Annotated in this window: 18 protein-coding genes; 4 read left to right on the top strand and 14 right to left on the bottom strand. The window is 72.0% G+C overall.

What is annotated here, in order from left to right; translation table 11 throughout:
* Positions 1-3: 3 nt before the first annotated feature.
* The 13 genes from atpD to IXW69_RS02100 form a co-directional block, all read right to left on the bottom strand.
* Positions 4-1,449 carry a F0F1 ATP synthase subunit beta gene (atpD, locus tag IXW69_RS02160; RefSeq protein ID WP_194784742.1) on the bottom strand — a complete coding sequence of 482 codons (1,446 nt, stop codon included), beginning with the start codon at positions 1,447-1,449 and terminating at the stop codon, positions 4-6.
* Positions 1,450-1,497: 48 nt separating this feature from the next.
* Entirely contained in the window at positions 1,498-2,448 is a 951-nt protein-coding gene (locus tag IXW69_RS02155; protein ID WP_194784741.1) for a F0F1 ATP synthase subunit gamma, read from the bottom strand.
* Between the two features lies 1 nt (position 2,449).
* A complete protein-coding gene (gene atpA / locus IXW69_RS02150) occupies positions 2,450-4,081 on the bottom strand; it encodes a F0F1 ATP synthase subunit alpha (RefSeq protein ID WP_194784740.1) in 1,632 nt (543 codons plus the stop codon).
* 73 nt (positions 4,082-4,154) lie between these two features.
* On the bottom strand, positions 4,155-4,970 hold the full coding sequence (locus IXW69_RS02145; RefSeq protein WP_194784739.1) for a F0F1 ATP synthase subunit delta: 816 nt from the start codon (positions 4,968-4,970) through the stop codon (positions 4,155-4,157).
* The gene (gene atpF, locus IXW69_RS02140; protein ID WP_194784738.1) at positions 4,967-5,542 is read right to left on the bottom strand and encodes a F0F1 ATP synthase subunit B; all 576 of its coding nucleotides are present in this window, start codon (positions 5,540-5,542) and stop codon (positions 4,967-4,969) included. The genes IXW69_RS02145 and atpF overlap by 4 nt, the downstream gene beginning before the upstream one ends.
* 1 nt (position 5,543) lies before the next feature.
* Positions 5,544-5,747 carry an ATP synthase F0 subunit C gene (locus IXW69_RS02135; RefSeq protein ID WP_194784737.1) on the bottom strand — a complete coding sequence of 68 codons (204 nt, stop codon included), beginning with the start codon at positions 5,745-5,747 and terminating at the stop codon, positions 5,544-5,546.
* Between the two features lie 105 nt (positions 5,748-5,852).
* Positions 5,853-6,650 carry a F0F1 ATP synthase subunit A gene (gene atpB, locus IXW69_RS02130; protein ID WP_194784799.1) on the bottom strand — a complete coding sequence of 266 codons (798 nt, stop codon included), beginning with the start codon at positions 6,648-6,650 and terminating at the stop codon, positions 5,853-5,855.
* Positions 6,651-6,966: 316 nt separating this feature from the next.
* Positions 6,967-7,461: a hypothetical protein gene (locus IXW69_RS02125; protein WP_194784736.1), complete on the bottom strand. Its 495-nt coding sequence runs from the start codon at positions 7,459-7,461 to the stop codon at positions 6,967-6,969.
* Positions 7,458-8,591 (bottom strand): MraY family glycosyltransferase, encoded by a 1,134-nt coding sequence (locus IXW69_RS02120; protein ID WP_194784735.1) that lies wholly within the window; start codon positions 8,589-8,591, stop codon positions 7,458-7,460. Before IXW69_RS02120 ends, IXW69_RS02125 begins: the two co-directional genes overlap by 4 nt.
* Positions 8,588-9,316 (bottom strand): L-threonylcarbamoyladenylate synthase, encoded by a 729-nt coding sequence (locus tag IXW69_RS02115; RefSeq protein WP_194784734.1) that lies wholly within the window; start codon positions 9,314-9,316, stop codon positions 8,588-8,590. Before IXW69_RS02115 ends, IXW69_RS02120 begins: the two co-directional genes overlap by 4 nt.
* Positions 9,317-9,372: 56 nt before the next feature.
* Positions 9,373-9,855: a DUF456 domain-containing protein gene (locus IXW69_RS02110; RefSeq protein ID WP_194784733.1), complete on the bottom strand. Its 483-nt coding sequence runs from the start codon at positions 9,853-9,855 to the stop codon at positions 9,373-9,375.
* Positions 9,856-9,984: 129 nt separating this feature from the next.
* Positions 9,985-10,635, bottom strand: a complete 651-nt coding sequence (locus tag IXW69_RS02105; protein ID WP_194784798.1) for a response regulator — start codon at positions 10,633-10,635, stop codon at positions 9,985-9,987.
* 62 nt (positions 10,636-10,697) lie between these two features.
* Positions 10,698-12,212: an ATP-binding protein gene (locus IXW69_RS02100; protein WP_194784732.1), complete on the bottom strand. Its 1,515-nt coding sequence runs from the start codon at positions 12,210-12,212 to the stop codon at positions 10,698-10,700.
* Between the two features lie 136 nt (positions 12,213-12,348).
* On the opposite strand from IXW69_RS02100, the gene IXW69_RS02095 reads away from it, so the two are divergent.
* The 4 genes from IXW69_RS02095 (at position 12,349) to IXW69_RS02080 (ending at position 16,648) form a co-directional block, all read left to right on the top strand.
* Positions 12,349-14,328, top strand: a complete 1,980-nt coding sequence (locus tag IXW69_RS02095; RefSeq protein ID WP_194784731.1) for a PspC domain-containing protein — start codon at positions 12,349-12,351, stop codon at positions 14,326-14,328.
* 56 nt (positions 14,329-14,384) lie between these two features.
* Positions 14,385-14,897, top strand: a complete 513-nt coding sequence (locus IXW69_RS02090; RefSeq protein WP_194784730.1) for a hypothetical protein — start codon at positions 14,385-14,387, stop codon at positions 14,895-14,897.
* Positions 14,898-15,099: 202 nt separating this feature from the next.
* Positions 15,100-15,645 carry a glutathione peroxidase gene (locus tag IXW69_RS02085; RefSeq protein ID WP_194784729.1) on the top strand — a complete coding sequence of 182 codons (546 nt, stop codon included), beginning with the start codon at positions 15,100-15,102 and terminating at the stop codon, positions 15,643-15,645.
* Positions 15,646-15,733: 88 nt separating this feature from the next.
* Entirely contained in the window at positions 15,734-16,648 is a 915-nt protein-coding gene (locus IXW69_RS02080; protein WP_194784728.1) for an aldo/keto reductase, read from the top strand.
* Positions 16,649-16,843: 195 nt separating this feature from the next.
* On the opposite strand, the gene IXW69_RS02075 is transcribed toward IXW69_RS02080, so the two are convergent.
* Entirely contained in the window at positions 16,844-17,425 is a 582-nt protein-coding gene (locus IXW69_RS02075) for a DJ-1 family glyoxalase III (RefSeq protein ID WP_194784727.1), read from the bottom strand.
* Positions 17,426-17,442: the final 17 nt, after the last annotated feature.

The raw sequence follows: 17,442 nt of genomic DNA, 5'->3' as shown, positions 1-17,442 counted from the left end.
GGCTCACGCCTTGGACAGCTCGTGGGCCCGGCGCTCCAGGTCCTCGATGCCGCCGCAGTTGAAGAAGGCCTGCTCGGGCAGGTGGTCGTAGTCGCCGTCGGCGATGCGCTTGAAGGCCTCGACGGTCTCCGCGACCGGCACGGTGGAGCCGGGGACGCCGGTGAACTTCTCGCCCATGTACATGTTCTGGGAGAGGAACTGCTCGATGCGGCGGGCACGGTTGACGGTGACCTTGTCCTCCTCGGAGAGCTCGTCGACACCGAGGATCGCGATGATGTCCTGGAGCTCCTTGTTCTTCTGGAGGATGGACTTCACGCGCGTGGCGACCTCGTAGTGCTCCTCACCGACGTAATGGGGGGCGAGGAGGCGCGAGGACGAGGCCAGCGGGTCGACCGCGGGGTAGATGCCTCGGGAGGCGACCTCGCGGGAGAGCTCGGTGGTGGCGTCCAGGTGCGCGAAGGTCGTCGCCGGGGCCGGGTCGGTGTAGTCGTCCGCAGGGACGTAGATCGCCTGGAGGGAGGTGATCGAGTGCCCGCCGGCGGAGGTGATGCGCTCCTGGAGGAGGCCCATCTCGTCGGCCAGGTTCGGCTGGTAACCCACGGCGGAGGGCATGCGCCCCAGCAGCGTGGAGACCTCGGAGCCGGCCTGCGTGAAGCGGAAGATGTTGTCGATGAAGAGCAGCACGTCCTGGTGCTGCACGTCGCGGAAGTACTCGGCCATGGTGAGGGCCGAGAGGGCGACGCGCAGGCGCGTGCCCGGCGGCTCGTCCATCTGGCCGAACACGAGCGCGGTCTTGTCGAAGACGCCGGCCTCGCCCATCTCGACGATGAGGTCGTTGCCCTCACGGGTGCGCTCGCCGACGCCGGCGAAGACGGACACGCCGTTGTGGTTGAGGGCGACTCGCTGGATCATCTCCTGGATGAGGACGGTCTTGCCGACGCCGGCGCCGCCGAAGAGACCGATCTTGCCGCCCTGGACGTACGGGGTGAGCAGGTCGATGACCTTGACGCCCGTCTCGAACATCTGCTCCTTCGACTCGAGCTGGTCGAAGGCCGGGGGCTGGCGGTGGATGGGCCAGCGCTCGGTGATCTCGAGGGACTCGCCCTCCTCGAGGTTGAGGACGTCACCGGTGACGTTGAAGACGTGGCCCTTGGTGACGTCGCCGACGGGCACGGAGATCGGGGCGCCGGTGTCGCGCACCTGGGTGCCGCGCACGAGGCCGTCGGTGGGCTTGAGGGAGATGGTGCGCACGATGTTGTCGCCCAGGTGCTGGGCGACCTCGAGCGTGATCTCGCGGTCCTCGTCGCCCTCGCCGGTGCCCTTGATGGTCACCTTGAGGGCGTTGTACATCTCGGGCAGCGCCTCGGGCGGGAACTCGACGTCGACGACGGCGCCGATGATCCGCGTGACGCGGCCGGTGCCCGGCGTCGGGTTGGTGGTGTCAGCCATGGTTCGTTCTTCCGTGTCCGTTTCTGGCAGTGGTCGTTGGCCGTGCGCTCACTCGGCGCCGAGGGCGTCGGCACCCGAGACGATCTCCGTGATCTCCTGGGTGATGTCGCCCTGTCGCGCCGCGTTGGCGAGGCGGGTGTAACGGGTGATGAGGTCCTGGGCGTTGTCCGTGGCCGTGTGCATGGCCTGCTGACGGCTGGCGAGCTCCGAGGCGGCGGCCTGGAGGACGGCGTCACGGATGCGGCTGCGTACGTAGCGGGTGAGGAGGGCGTCCAGGACGACCTCCGCGCTCGGCACGAACTCGTACAGCGGCTGGAGCCCGCTCGCGTCGGGGCGCTCCAGGACCTTGGCGCCCTCCTTGGAGACGTCGGCCCAGCTCACCTCGTCCCGGTCCTCGAGGTCCACGACGGTCAGCGGCAGCATGCGACGCACCTCGGGGACCTGCTTGACCATGGAGACGTAGCGGGTGAACACGACGTGCACCTGGCTGACGCCGCCGTCGGTCGCCGGGGCCAGGAAGTAGCGCAGCAGGACGCTGGAGACCTCGTCGATCGTCGCGTCGGTCGGGCGGTCCGACTCCCCCACCCAGGAGCGCTCGACGTCGCGCCCGCGGAAGGTGAAGTACGAGTGGGCACGGCGTCCGAAGGTGAAGACGACGGGCTCCTTGCCCTCCTCGACGAGCTGGTCGATGAGGCGCTCGGACTCGCGCAGGATCGTCGCCGAGTAGGCGCCGGCCATGCCGCGGTCCGAGGTGACGACGAGGACGGCGACGCGCTTGGTGTCGGTGCGCTCCTGCGTGATCGGGTGGTCGAGGTTGGAGTAGGTGCCGACGGCGGCCACCGCCTGGGAGAGGGCGTGGTCGTAGGGCCCGGCCTCCTCCGCGTTGCGCCTGGCGGCACCGATCCGGGAGGAGGCGATGAGCTCCATGGCCCGGAACACCTTCTGGAGGGTCTGGGTCGACCGGATGCGCTGCTTGTAGACGCGCTGGTTGCCTGCCACGTCAGCCCCTCTTGAGGACGATCTGCTCGCTCGTCCGCTCGGCCGGGACGTCCTCCTCGCCGGGGGCGACCTCGCCGGACAGCACACGGTCGCCCGCCATGTAGGTGTTGCGGAAGGTCTCGACGGCGTCGCGCAGGGAGGCCTCGGTCTCCTCGGACAGGTCGCCGGACTCGCGGATCGTGGTGAGGACGCCGGTGTTGCGGCGCAGGTGGTCGAGCAGGGCGTGCTCGAAGGGCAGCACGTCCTTGACCTCGAGGTCGTCGAGGTAGCCGTTCGTGCCGGTCCAGACGCTGACGACCTGCTCCTCGACCGGGTACGGCGTGTACTGCGGCTGCTTGAGGAGCTCCATGAGCCGCTCACCGCGGGTGAGCTGCTGACGGGTGGCGGCGTCGAGGTCGGAGGCGAACATCGCGAAGGCCTGCATCGAGCGGTACTGCGCGAGGGTCAGCTTGAGCGTTCCGGCGACCTTCTTCATGGCCTTGACCTGGGCGGCGCCACCGACTCGGGAGACGGAGACGCCGACGTCGACGGCGGGGCGCTGGTCGGCGTTGAAGAGGTCCGACTGGAGGAAGATCTGGCCGTCGGTGATGGAGATGACGTTCGTCGGGATGTAGGCGGACACGTCGTTCGCCTTCGTCTCGATGACCGGCAGACCCGTCATCGAGCCGGCGCCGAGCTCGTCGGAGAGCTTGGCGCAGCGCTCGAGGAGGCGCGAGTGCAGGTAGAAGACGTCACCGGGGTAGGCCTCGCGGCCCGGCGGACGGCGGAGCAGGAGGGACACCGCTCGGTAGGCCTCAGCCTGCTTCGAGAGGTCGTCGAAGACGATGAGGACGTGCTTGCCGGAGTACATCCAGTGCTGGCCGATGGCCGAGCCGGTGTACGGCGAGAGGTACTTGAAGCCGGCCGGGTCGGAGGCCGGGGAGGCGACGATCGTCGTGTACTCCAGGGCGCCGCGCTCCTCGAGGGCGCCGCGAACGGCGGCGATGGTGGAGCCCTTCTGGCCGGTCGCGACGTAGATGCAACGGACCTGCTTGTCGGGGTCCCCGGACTCCCAGGCCGCCTTCTGGTTGAGGATCGTGTCCAGCGCGATCGCGGTCTTGCCCGTCTTGCGGTCGCCGATGATGAGCTGGCGCTGGCCGCGGCCGATCGGGATCATGGAGTCGATGGCCTTGAGCCCGGTCTGCAGCGGCTCGTGGACCGACTTGCGGGCCATGACTCCGGGAGCCTGGAGCTCGAGGGCGCGGCGCCCCTCCGTCTGGATCTCGCCGAGGCCGTCGATGGGCCGACCGAGCGGGTCGACGACGCGGCCGAGGTAGCCGTCGCCGACGGGGACGGAGAGGACCTCGCCGGTGCGGCGGACCGTCTGCCCCTCGTCGATACCGGTGAAGTCGCCGAGCACGACGACGCCGATCTCGCGCTCATCGAGGTTCATCGCCAGGCCGGCGGTGCCGTCCTCGAAGGTGAGCAGCTCGTTGGCCATGACGCCGGGCAGGCCCTCGACGTGGGCGATGCCGTCCGCGGCGAAGATGACGTGCCCGACCTCCTCGGCGGCGACCTCGGAGGGCTTGTAGGACTCGACGAACTCATCCAGGGCGGAGCGGATCTCCTCCGGCCTGATGGTCAGTTCAGCCATCTGTCGTCTCCTTGCGGTTCGTGGGTGGTGCCGGGCGGCGGCGCCGTCGGCACGGGTTGTCTGTGGGGCGGGCTCAGCCCGCGAGGGCGGTGCGCAGCTCCGCGACGGAGGAGCGCACGGTGGAGTCGATGACGAGGTCGCGCACCGAGACCCTGACCCCACCGACGACGGCGGGGTCGACCTCGGTGTTGAGCTCGACCTCCGTGCCGAGGCGCCGCGAGAGGATCTCGCGCAGGCGGGTCTCCTGGGCGGTGGTCATGGGGACGGCGGTGACGACGTCGGCGATGGTGCGGTTCTGCAGGCCGGCGGCGAGCTCGGCGACGCGGCGCAGGTTGCGCGGCACGCCTCCCTCGGCCTCGTGACGCACGCACCAGGTGACGAGGTCCATGGCGGCCTGGGACAGGTGCGGGGCGAGGAGGCGCTGTGCCAGCCGGACGCGGTCCTCGGTCCGGGTCGTCCGCGAGGGCTCGAGCGCCTGGCGCAGCTCCGGGTCCGAGTCGAGGGCCTGGGAGACCTCGAGGACCTCCTGCTCGACGTGCGAGATCGACTCGTCGGCCTGAGAGCCCACGAGCACGGCCTCGATGCCGAGGTCGTGGAGGGCCGAGATGAGGTCGACTGGGCGGGACCAGCGCCCGCGCACGAGCGCCTGCAGGAGGGCGACGACGCGGTCGTCCACCTTGCCCGCGAACAGCCTGGAGGCGAGCCGGGCCTTGTCCTCGGCGGTGCGCCCGGGGTCGGTCAGCGGGCCGCGGAGCCCCTTCGACGCGATCTCGTGGGCGACGGCGAGGATCTGCCCGCCCAGGACACGGCCGTCCGCGCCGGCGGAGCGCAGGACGGGCGTCCAGGCCTCGGCGGCGGCAGCTCGGGTCGCGGCGCTTCCGGTGTTCACCGGATCGCCTCGCTCGAGGTGATGGCGCTCGCGTCCGAGGGTGCCTGCTCGAGCTCGTCGAGGAAGCGGTCGATCGAGCGGCTCGCGGCGGCGGAGTCACTGAGGTGCTCACCGACGATCTTCTCCGCGAGCGAGGTGGCCAGCAGACCGACCTCGCTGCGCAGCGAGATCTGGGCGGCCTGCTTGTCCGCCTTGATCTGACGCTGTGCGGCGTCCATGGCCTTGCCGGCCTCGCCGGCGGCCTCGGTCCGTGCCTCTGCGACGATGGCCTTGGCCTCCGCCTGCGCCTGGGCGCGGATGTCGGCGGCCTCACGGCGAGCCTTCTCGACGAGCTGCGCGGCCTCGATCTCGGCGTGCTTCTGATCGCTCTTCGCCTTGTCCGCGAGGTCGAGACCCTCCTGGATCTTGCGCGAGCGCTCGTCGAGCGTCGTGTTGAACCGAGGAAGCGTCCTGGCGACCGCGATGGCGATGATGATGAAGCACAGGGTGCCCCAGATCAGATCCGGCCACGCTGGCAGCAAGACCGACGGGGACTCCTCGGCCCCCGACGCGGCGATGATCGTGGCGAGCATGTCAGAAGACGAAGCCGGCGGCGAAGCCGATGAGCGCGAGGGCCTCGACGAAGGCAATACCGATGAACATGTTCGTGCGCAGGGCGCCGGCCATCTCGGGCTGGCGGGCCATGCCCTCCTGCGTCTTGCCGACGATGGTGCCGATGCCGATGCCGGGGCCGATGGCGGCGAGACCGTAGCCGACGGCCATGAGTGATCCGGACATGTTGTCTCCTCTGGTGGAACGGGCAGGGACCGCGTGCGCGGACCCTGGCGCTTGGTGATGGTCGCCGCGACGCGACGACCGCTGGACGGAACGGCTGACCGGCTGTCAGTGCTCCGAGATGGACAGGTCGATGTAGACGGCGGTGAGCAGGGCGAAGATGTACGCCTGGAGCGCCGCCACGAAGATCTCGAACAGGACGAAGGCGAAGCCCAGGCCGAGGGTGAGGACGCCCAGGACCTTGATCTTGGCCGCGGCCTCGAAGAAGAAGAAGCTCGTGCCGACGTAGCACAGGACGAGCAGGAGGTGGCCGGAGATCATGTTGGCGAGGAGTCGGATCGTCAGCGTGAAGGGCCGGATGATGAAGGTCGAGAAGAACTCGATCGGCGTCAGCAGGATGTAGAGGGCCTTGGGCACACCGGCCGGGAACAGCGAGGAGTGGAAGTAGCCGCCCCACCCCTGCTCCTTGACGCCGGCGACGATGAAGGCGACGTAGGCGACCACGGCGTAGATGAGCGGCATGCCGATGATCGACGTGCCAGCGATCTGGAGGCCCGGGATGATGCCGGAGATGTTCATGAAGAACACGCCGAGGAAGATCGTCGTGATGAGGCCGACGTACTTGCGTGCGTTGCCACCGAGGATCTCCTCGGCGATGTTGGTGCGGATGAAGCCGAGGCTCATCTCCATCATCGACTGGCCCCGCGAGGGCACCAGACGGACGCGGCGCGAGGAGATCGCGAGGATGAGGACGAGGACCAGCGTCGCGATGATCCTCACGAAGAGGATGCGGTTGATCGCGAAGGGCGTCCCGGTGAACCAGAACGCGTCGGGGAAGAACTCGTCGATCGACGGCGGGTTGAAGGCCGTTGCCGTGACGGCGGGAAGGGCGGAGCTCACGAGCATCGACACCGAACGGTCCTCCTAGGGGTTCATCCACAGCCTTGGGGAATGGCCGTCGCCGGGGCGAGCCGCCGGCGGTCACCCTTGCGGGCACGAGGGAACCCTAACGCACTTCACGGTCGTGGCGGAGGTCGGTGCGCGCGCCTCCGCGTGGCGCACACCACTCATAGCACGTCGTACCCGGTGGCGGCCACTGAGCACGGCCTCGGGCCGGGGCCGTTGGTCCCCGTCAGCGGGTTCCGAGCCTCACGTCAGGGCTCGCCGGCCCCTCCCGACCGTGCGCACCGTCGGCTCCGACACGGCCGTCCGCCAGACGCTCTCAGTGGTCCGGGCGGGCACCGGGCTCGACGACGGGGGCGCGCCGCGAGGCGAGAGCAACCGCCTCGACGAGCATCGAGACGAGCACCCCGACGACGATGACGAGAAAGGTCGTCAGGTGGGAGAAGCCGCCTCGGTGGGCGAAGGCGAGGACGACGACGCCCACGACGACGAGCTTGCTGACGAAGGAGACGAGCGGCGCGACGCCGGCGAGGAGTGGACGCCGCTCCCAGGGCACGAGGAGGATCCCGACGCTCACGGCGCTCAGGAGGAGAACGGTGCCGCCACCGAGGAGGCCGCCCATCAGCCCCTCGTGTCCCGCGAGCAGCGCCCCGAGGCCGGTACCGCCGATCGCCACGAGAAGTCCCGTGAGGGCGACGAGTCGCGCCGCTCGGCGGTAGAGCGCCGAGTAGGAGACGAGCGCGGAGGCGGATCCGGCGAGCCCGGGTGCGTCGTCGCGCTCGCCGTCCTCGACGGGGTCGGTGGGTGCGCTCATGGGCGTGGTGCCTCCTGGGACTGGGCGCCGCCCCGTGCCGCGCGACGGCGGAACAGGCCGGGCATGGCGTTGAGCGTGACCGCCACGGCGAGCGCCACCCCGACGGCCGCGGCGAGCAGCACCCAGCCGATCGGGAAGAAGGCCATGGCGGCGAGCGAGAAGGCGGCGACGGCGGTCCACGTGTACATGACGAGGACGGCGCGCTCGTGGGAGTGCCCGGCCGCGAGGAGCCGGTGGTGCATGTGCATGCGATCCGGGTGGAACGGACTGTGCCCGGCCCGGGTGCGACGGACCACCGCCATGACCATGTCCGTCAGCGGGAGCACGAGGACCGCCAGGGGCAGCAGCACGGGAAGGAAGACGGGGATCGCCGTCGAGGAGGAGAAGGAGCCCGGATCCACCTGCCCGGTGACGATGATCGTCCCCGCGGCGGAGATGAGTCCGAGCTGCATGGAGCCGGAGTCGCCCATGAAGATCGTCGCCGGGTGGAAGTTGTGGGGCAGGAAGCCGGCGCAGATCCCGATGAGGGCGGCGACGACGGTCGCGGCGAGGGACGTGTACGAGTCCGGCGAGGTCTGCCGGGTGAGGACGTAGACGTAGGCGAGGAAGGCGGTCGCACCGATCCCGATGATGCCGGCGGCCAGCCCGTCGAGCCCGTCTACGAAGTTGACGGCGTTCATGACGACCACGACGACGAGGACCGTCGAGATGAGGGAGAGCCTCGAGGAGCCGATCGTGAGGCCCCCGACGGGGAAGGTGATGAGCTGGACGCCCTGCCAGGCCATGACGCCGGCGGCGAGCACCTGCCCGGCGAGCTTCGTCATCCAGTCGAGGTCCCACAGGTCGTCGACGACACCGAGGAGGCAGACGAGACCGGCGCCGAGGACGACGGCCCAGGCCGAGGAGTCGATGACGCCGGAGAGGTAGGGCACGCGGGAGGCGACGGTGACGGCGGTCGCGAAGCCCGCGAACATGGCCACTCCGCCGAGGCGCGGGGTCGGCGTGGTGTGGACGTCGCGGGCGCGGACCGGAGTGAGGGCGTTGGAGACGAGCGCGACGTGCCGGACGATCGGCACGGCGACGAAGGTGACCGCGGCGGCCACGAGGAGGATGAGGAGGTAGACCCTCACTCGCCGCTCCCGATCACGGGTGCACCCGCGGCAGCGAGGACCGGGTCAAGGACCTCGGCGAGCTGGGCCCGCGTGAGGACGCCGTCTCGGACGAGGGCGGGAGCGAGGGCCTTGTCCCCGGCGAGGGACACGATGGAGCTCGGGACCGGGCCGGGCGTGGGGCCGCCGTCGAGCAGGAGGATGTCGACGTCGTCGGCCGCCTCGGAGGCGGGGGTGACTCGTCCGGGGAAGGCCGCGGTGCCGCTGGTGGCGTCGGTGGCGGGAGGCTCGCCGGTGTGGTTGGCGCTCGTGACGGCCATGGGGCCGGTGGCTCGCAGGAGGGCGAGGGCGGTCGGGTCGTCCGGCATGCGAACGGCGATCGTGCCGCCGGTCTCGCCGAGGTCCCAGCCGAGGTCGGGGGCGGCGTCGAGGATGATGGTCAGGGCGCCAGGCCAGAAGGCCCCCATGAGGGCACGGGCCGTGTCCGGGACCTCGGCGACGACCCCGTCGAGCTGCTCGGGACCGGCGACGAGGACGGGCGGCGGCATCTGGCGGCCGCGTCCCTTGGCGGCGAGGAGACGGGAGACCGCGTCGGCGTCCGAGGCGATGGTCCCGATGCCGTAGACGGTGTCCGTCGGCAGGACGAGGAGGCCGCCCGCGGCGACGTGCGCGGCCGCGCGGTCGAGGAGCTCCTGGCTCACGGAGGCGCTGGACGGGGTGATGGACTGCTCGCTCACGGCCGTCATCCTCCCACGGATCGTGGTGAGCGCGGCTGAGCGGCCCGGGGCGGACGGGCCGCCGGTCAGCCCCAGATGAGCCCGGCACCCCAGGCAGCGGTGGCCACGAGGCAGCCCGCGAGCTCGAGGAGGATCGCGAGCCCCTGCGCCTTGACAGCCGCCCAGGCGGCGGAGCGCCCCGCGCGCTCGGAGCCCTGGCGGGCGGTCTCCCAGAGGTAGACACCAAGGGTGAAGCCGAGCGGCAGGCCCACGACGGGGACGACGAAGAAGCCGAGGATGCCGAAGATCCCGCCCACGAGCATCGAGGTGCCGGGCACGCCGGCTCCCTTGAGGTGCCGTCCCATGAGGAGGTACTTGCCGACGGCGGTGCCGGCGATCGCAAGCGCGCTCACGGCGAGGACGCCCCAGCCCCACGGCCCGCCCGTGACGACCGCCCACACGGCGACCGCCGCGAGGACGACGAGCGGCCCCGGGTAGAGCTGGGTGAGAGCGCCGCCGAGCCCGACGAGGATGACGAGGCCGACGATGACGGTTCCGAGGGTTCCCACGGGCGCAGCCTCGCACAGACCGCTCGCCGCGGTCGGGCCCGGGCGCCTCGGCGCGGCGGGGCGCACCCCGCGGAGCGCACGCGAGTGGGCGTCCGGTCAGTGCGGGCACTGCCGTCGCCCTCCAGGGGCTCAGACGATCCGGCGCGCGGCGGCCCAGCGCGTGAGCTCGTTGCGGTTGGAGAGCTGAAGCTTACGCAGGACGGCGGAGACGTGCGTCTCGACGGTCTTGACGGAGATGTAGAGCTCGGCGGCGCACTCCTTGTAGGTGCAGCCGCGGGCGATGAGGCGCATGACCTCCCGCTCCCGGGCGGAGAGGCGGTCGAGCTCGGAGTCGGCAACGGCGACCTCGCCGGTACCGGCGCCGAAGGCGTCGAGGACGAAGCCGGCCAGGCGCGGGGAGAAGGCGGCGTCCCCACCGGCAACACGCCGGACGGCGTCGGCGAGGTCCTCGGGACTGATCGCCTTGGTGACGTAGCCGCGGGCGCCGGCGCGGATGACGGCGACGACGTCCTCGCTGGCGTCGGAGACGGACAGGGCGAGGAAGCGCGTGGCGGGGACGTCGTGGCAGGAGCGGACGACCTCGGCCCCTCCCCCGCCGGTGCCGCCGGGCAGGTGAACGTCGAGGAGGACGACGTCGGGCGTCAGGGCGTGGACGGCGGCGACGGCGCCGTCGACGTCGTCGGCCTCGGCGACGACCTCGAGGTCGGGAGCCGTGGCCTCGATCTCGGCGCGCACGCCGGCGCGGACGAGGGCGTGGTCGTCGACGACGAGGACGCGCAGGCGGGGGCCCGTGGCGTCGGGCCGGGACGGGGAGCCCGGACGGGCGGTGGGGTCGGGGGCGGTCACGCGGTCTCTCCGGGAGTGCTGGGGAACGGGGACGGGACGGGCGGCTGGACGTTTCCGGAGGGCCGGGCGGGCAGGTCCGGCGCGGGCAGGACGAGGCGGACCTCGGTGCCGTGCTCGAGGCGGCGGACGGCGCCGAGCCCGCCATGACGGCGCATCCGACCGACAATGGACTCGCGCACACCGTGGCGGTCGTGGGCGACTGCGGCGGGGTCGAAGCCGGGTCCGCGGTCGCGGACGAAGACCTCGAGGCGCTCGGGGCTGATCTCGGCGTAGACGGAGACGGGCGGGGCGCCGTGGCGCACGGCGTTCGAGAGGGCCTCCCGGGCGGCGGCGATGACGACCTCGGTCTCGCGGTCCGGCGCACGGTCCCCGACGACCACCAGCTCGACCTGCGCGGCGTAGCGGTCCTCGATCTCGCCGACGAGGTCGCGCAGGGCGTCCGCGACGGAGGTACCGGCCTCGGGACGGTCCGTGTAGAGCCACGCTCGCAGCTCGCGCTCCTGGGAGCGCGCGAGCCGGGCGACGGTCTCGGGCTCGTCGGCGCGCTTGCGGATGAGGGTGAGGGTCTGGAGGACGGAGTCGTGGAGGTGGGCGGCGATGTCGGCGCGCTCGGCCTCGCGGGCCTCGGCGGCTCGGGTCTCGGTGAGGGCCCGGTTGGTGCGCAGCCAGAAGGGCGCGAGGACGAGCCCGACGCCGAGTACGAGGGCACCACCCGTCGCGGCGCCCGTCATGAGGACGCGCGGCGGGGTGTCCGCGCCGACCCACAGGAGGATGCCGACGACCGCGAGCACGACGCCGCCCGCGAGACGCAGCACCGCGCCGGTGTCCCGGTCGGGGCCGGTGACGTCGTCGACCTGGGACCAGGCGAGGGCCGCCCCGCAGCCGACGACGAGGACAGGGAGGAGCCAGCTGCCCGTCGCCAGGCCCGCGAGCGCGTCGGCGCGCCAGGCCAGGAGCAGGATCGCGGCGGCGAGGAGGGCGGCGCCTCCGGTGAGGGTCGACAGGCGGCCCGAGGTCGAGCGGCTTGACCGGGGGCGGGCGGCGAGGCGAGCCCGGGCCGGCGGGACGACACCCGCGACCTCCGCCCACGGGTCCCCAGCGGGGACGGAGACGGCGAGGAGGAGGTAGAGGAGGGCGCCCGTGCCCCCGACGAGCGTGAGGGCGACCATGAGGAGGCGGACGCGTGCGACGGGCTGGTCGAGGTGCACCGCGAGCCCCGCGCAGACACCGGCGAGGACGCGTCCCGCGGGCCGCGGCCGGAGGACGGGGGCGCCGTCGCGCCCGGGCCGCACCGCCCACGCCGGCGGGACGGGGGCGGGGCGGTACGGAGGACGGCGCAGGGGCGGTCGGGTCAGGACGGGGGCGGGGGGCTGGGCCGGGGCCGCCCCGACGCCGGCAGCGAAGTCGATCGGGTGGGCGGGATGGCTCCCGGGCACGGGCGCGCCCGGGGCACAGGCCACGGGGCCGGGCGCGCCGGGGCGCGGTCCGGGTGGCGGTGCCGTCGTCGTCATGGCGCCATCGTGGCACGGCGGAGGGCGTCGGAGACCGCCCGGAGGGTGGAACCAGGGGCGCCGGGGACGAGAACCAGGGGCCGCTCAGGGTGTCCCCCGATCCTCCCGCCGTCCGGCGCCCACGACGATGGATGCCATGAGCAACCCCCAGCCCTCCCCCTACGGCTACTGCCCCGCCGGCCAGCCGCCGCGTCCGCCGGCCGCCGGCTTCTTCGACTCGCTGCGCCGCACCGGTCTCCTGCGCACCCGGGAGAGGTGGGTCGGCGGCGTCGCCGGCGGCGTGGCCCGCCGGCTCGGCGTCGACCCGGTCCTCGTGCGCTGCGTCTGGATCGTCCTGTGCGTCTTCACCGGTCTGGGCCTCCTGCTCTACGGGCTCGGCTGGGCGCTCCTGCCCGAGGAGGAGGACGGTCGGATCCACGCCCAGCAGGCGCTCACCGGTGACCTCACCGCCGGGCTCGCCGGTTCGGTGATCGCGACGATCGCCGGCCTGTCCTCGACGGACCACGGGCTGCTGCCTGTCTGGTACCTCGACGTCCAGACCTACAGCGCCATCCGAGCCCTCTGCTCGATCGCGATCACCGTCCTCATCGTGTACGGGATCGTCGCCGCCGTGCGGCGCTCGCGTGAGCGGCGCAGGCGGGCGGCCGGCTGGACGCAGCCTCAGCCGGGGCAGCCGACGCCGCACGCACCGGCCACCGCTGCCGCCCGGTGGCAGTCAGGTCCGCTGCCGAGCACGCAGCCCCTCGGCCCCACGGACGCCACCCGTACGGAGGACCACGGCGCTCCGTCCGGCCCCGCCCCCGCCGCCTCCGCCCCGTCAACCAGCGCACCAGCGGCCTGGTCGGGCACGACCACCCCCACGAGCGGTTCCCGTTCGGTCCCCGCCTACCCCACCCCAGTCGCACCGGGCGGGCCGGCGCCTCAGTCATGGGCCGTACCGGCACCGGCCCCCGCGCCGCGCCCTCGCCGTCCGAGGCGCCCCGGCCCGGGACGCCGCACGAGCCTCCTCGTGCTCGGGCTCGTCCTCCTTGCCGTCGCCGGCTGCGGAGCCGCGGCGGCCTCCGGTGCCCTGGGCCCCGTGGGCGCCGGGCTCCTCGCCGCAGGAGCCGTCGTCGCGGGTCTCGGACTCGGCGTCCTCGTCTCAGGGCTGCGCGGGCGCCGCGGCGGGTGGATGAGCTGGGTCGCGTGGCCCGTCGTCCTCCTCCTCGGCCTGCCGGCTCTCGCCGTCGGCACCCTCATGCCCGCGTCGACCGTCAACGCGCCGGTCGCGACCGGCGACGTCGTCCTGCGCCCGACCACCAGCGAGCTCGAGGGCGCGCGGCAGCGCACGGGCTCGCGAACCGTCGACCTGGGCCGCTACTCCGCGGGCACCGTCACCCTCGACCTCACCGGGCTCGACGCCTCGCCGACCACCACGACCATCGCGGTCACCGTGGGAGTCGGCAGCCTCCACGTGCGCACCGCAGAGGGCCAGTCCGTCGAGGTTCGCGCCACCAGCACGCTGGGCGGCGCAGGCGGGACCGTCGGTCCGGGCTGGGCGGTCAAGGGGGCCCGGACCTCATCGGACGTGTACGACGGCGGGGTCTCGAGCGAGTACGACGCCGACGGCACCACCTTTACGAGGACGTGGATCTATCCGGGCGCTCCCTTCCGGTCGCACGTCGTGATGAGCTCGCCCGCGGCGCGCGCTGCGGCTGGTCCCGACGTCATCGTTGAGGCGACCACCGGCGGCGCCGCCATCGACGTCACCGAGGCGCAGCGTCACGCCACGTGGGAGGGCGCGAAGTACGACGGCTACTGGGTCGTCGGGTCCTGGACGGACTCGCGGGGCCGGCCCCACGACGGGGACTCGCTTCCCGTCGAGGGGATGACCCACCGGGCCGTCTCCGCCGACGCGCTCCAGACCTGCATCAGCACGGTCCTGCCGGACTCGGCCACGGACGACGGCTTCTACGCCTCCTACACGGACCTCGGCTCACTCACCGCTGGCCAGCGGGCGAAGGTCGACGACTGCGTCGACGAGGCGATCACCGCCGGCGGCGGGACGACCGCCACGACGGTCCCGACCGACGCCCCAGCCCCGTCGGCGTCAGCGTCAGCGTCAGCCACCCACTGAGCGCGGGCCGGCCGCGCCCGCATCGACCACTCCCCCTCACTGAGCAAGGAGCTCCCATGACCACCGATGACACCCCCACGACCCAGTTCCCACAGACGCCCGCCTCCCCCTCCTCCAACGACGTCCCGACGACGGCGCTCACCCCTGAGGAGGTCGAGGCGATCGGCCTCACCGACACCATCACCCGCCCGTTCCCGGTCGTCGAGGGCGGGGACGGCACCGCCTCGCCCACGACTGCGACCGACGCCTGGTCCGCGCCGTCGGGCTCCGCGCCCTCCCCCGACGCCTCGCCGGCGTCCAACGCGCCACGCACGGGGCCGGGCGGCACCGACGCCGTGTGGCACGGCCCGATCGCGCCGCTCGACACCGACGCGCCGAGCGGACCCAACCCGCCCGCGATCGTGTGGGGGCTCGTCCTCCTCGTCGTCGCCGCGCTGCTCGTCGCCGTCGTCGCCGGAGCGCGGATCGACCCTGTCACCGCCGGGATCGTCGTCCTCGCGGGCCTGGGAGCCGCCCTGCTCCTCGTCGCACTCGTGCCGCGCGGGCGTCGCGAGCGCTCGGTCGACTGAGCGGACGAGCCGCCCGTTCACGGTACCCCCGGGGCATGACCCCACGCCCACCCCCGGCGCCGTCCGGACCCGTTTGCGGGTTCGGACCGCGCCGGTTCTCATCGGGCCCCGACGCCCTGCGCCCAACTCACCCCCGCACGATGCAGGCCCGTCTCCGCCCCGGAGGCCGTTGCGGTCACCTTCGCCCGGCACCCTGGCTCCCATGACATCGATCTCCAGCTTCACGGTGACCGGCCAGGACGGCGCCGACGTCGAGCTCTCCCAGTACGCCGGCAAGGTCCTCCTCGTCGTCAACACGGCCACCGGCTGTGGCTTCACCCCTCAGTACGAGGACCTCGAGCGGATCTACACCGAGCACCGCGACGCGGGCCTCGAGGTCCTCGACTTCCCCTGCAACCAGTTTCACGGGCAGACTCCGGGCTCCGACGAGGACATCCACGAGTTCTGCACCCTCACCTACGGCACGGACTTCCCCCAGTTCTCGAAGATCGAGGTCAACGGCGAGGACGAGTCCCCGCTGTACACGTGGCTCAAGGAGTCCCGTGGCTTCGAGGGCTTCGGCAAAGGGCGCAAGGCTCTCGCGATGAAGGCGATGATGCTGGCGTCGGACCGCGCCTACGCGAGCAAGCCGGACATCAAGTGGAACTTCACGAAGTTCCTCATCGGCCGCGACGGGCAGGTCGTCGCCCGCTTCGAGCCGACCGTTCCCATGGAGGACGTGGAGCGGGCGGTCGTCGCCGCGCTCTGAACGCACGTCGCGCCGAGCGCGAACACGCTCAGCGGGCCGAGCGGACCAGATACACCTATAATGAAGGCGAACGGAAGGATTCTTATTCATGATCACCTCCATCGCTGACACCGTCCGACTCTCCAACGGCAACGAGATCCCCGGCGTCGGCTACGGCACCTGGCAGATCACCGACGCCTCCCAGGCCACCGAGGGCGTCAAGGCCGCCATCCGCGACGGCTACCGCCACATCGACACCGCCGCCGCCTACGGCAACGAGGAGGCCGTCGGCAAGGGCATCGCCGAGGCCCTCGAGGAGAACGGCCTCACGCGCAAGGACCTCTTCATCACGACGAAGCTCTGGAAGGAGGACTTCCTCGGCGCCGTCATCGAGGACGCCGAGACCTCCACCGAGGACCTCCCCGGCCTCAAGGAGGCCGCCGTCGCCGCCTTCGAGACCTCCCTCGCCCAGCTCGGCCTCGACTACGTCGACCTCTACCTCATCCACTGGCCGGCCAACGCCAAGGGTTACGACAACTGGCGCGAGATCAACGCGATCCTGTGGTCCGCCCTCGAGGAGGTCTACCGCGCCGGCAAGGCCCGCGCCATCGGCGTCTCCAACTTCCTCGAGCACCACCTCCAGGCGCTCATCGAGGACGGGGACGTCCCGCCCATGGTCAACCAGATCGAGTACCACCTCGGCTTCGCCCAGAAGGCCGCCGCCGACTACGCGGCCGCCAACGGTCTCGTCGTCGAGGCCTGGAGCCCGCTCGGCTCCGGCAAGGTACTCGACAACGAGGTCCTCGGCCAGGTCGCCGACTCCCTCGGGAAGACACCCGCCCAGGTCGCGCTGCGCTGGCTCCTCCAGAAGGACATCGTCGTGCTGCCCAAGTCGGTGACCCCCGAGCGGATCGCCTCCAACGCGGAGCTCTTCGACTTCGAGCTCGACGCGGCGCAGATGGCGACGCTCGACGCCATCGAGATCGAGGGCGACCACCCGGACCCGGACACCATCACCTTCTGAGTCCCTGATCCCCACCGGTCGACCGTCAACGCACCCGTCGACCGCCTGATTTCCAGGAATCAGACGGTCGAGCGGTGAGCAGAGGGTCGACCACGGATGGGGCGAGAACGACGACGGCGCCGCGCCCCTGTCACGGGGACCGCGGCGCCGTCGCGTGCTCGGGCGGTCAGTCGGGCGCTCCCGCCCGACCGGGGCTCAGCCCTGATAGACGATCTTCTTCTTGACCTCCTCGACGGCCTCGTCGCCGAGGTAGTGGCGGACGATCTCGAGGCCGAAGTCGGTGGCCGTGGCCATGCCGCGGCTCGTGATGAGGTTCCCGTCGACGACGACGGCGTCCTCGCTCACCTCGACGTCGTTCTCCTCCAGGACGTTGACGAAGCCGGGGTTCGCCGTGGCACGGCGTCCGGTGATGAGGCCGGCGCCAGCGAGGATGGACGGCGAGGCGCAGATGGCGGCGACGGGCCGGTCCGCCTTGACACGGGCGGAGACGGCGTCGATGACGCGGGAGTCGCCCTTGAGGTTGGGCATGCCCGGGATGCCGCCGGGCAGGACGAGCATGTCGTAGTCCTCGAGGCTCGCCTCGTCGAGGGTCCGGTTGCAGGTGACGACGACGTTGTGGGACGAGGTCACCTCACGGCTGCGCGTAATCGAGACGAGGTCCGTGGGCACGCCGGCGCGCCACAGGACGTCGAGGGGAGCGAGGGCCTCGATCTCCTCGAGGCCGGGGGCGACGAGGATCGCCACCTTCTTGGTCGTTGCCGCCTTGAAGTCCGCCACGCTTCCTCCTGTGGGTC

Source organism: Actinomyces haliotis, from assembly GCF_015355765.1.
GTDB classification, from domain to species: domain Bacteria; phylum Actinomycetota; class Actinomycetes; order Actinomycetales; family Actinomycetaceae; genus Actinomyces; species Actinomyces haliotis.
The sequence above is the reverse complement of the archived record's forward strand: the minus strand, read 5'-3'. Positions and strand labels throughout refer to the sequence as shown.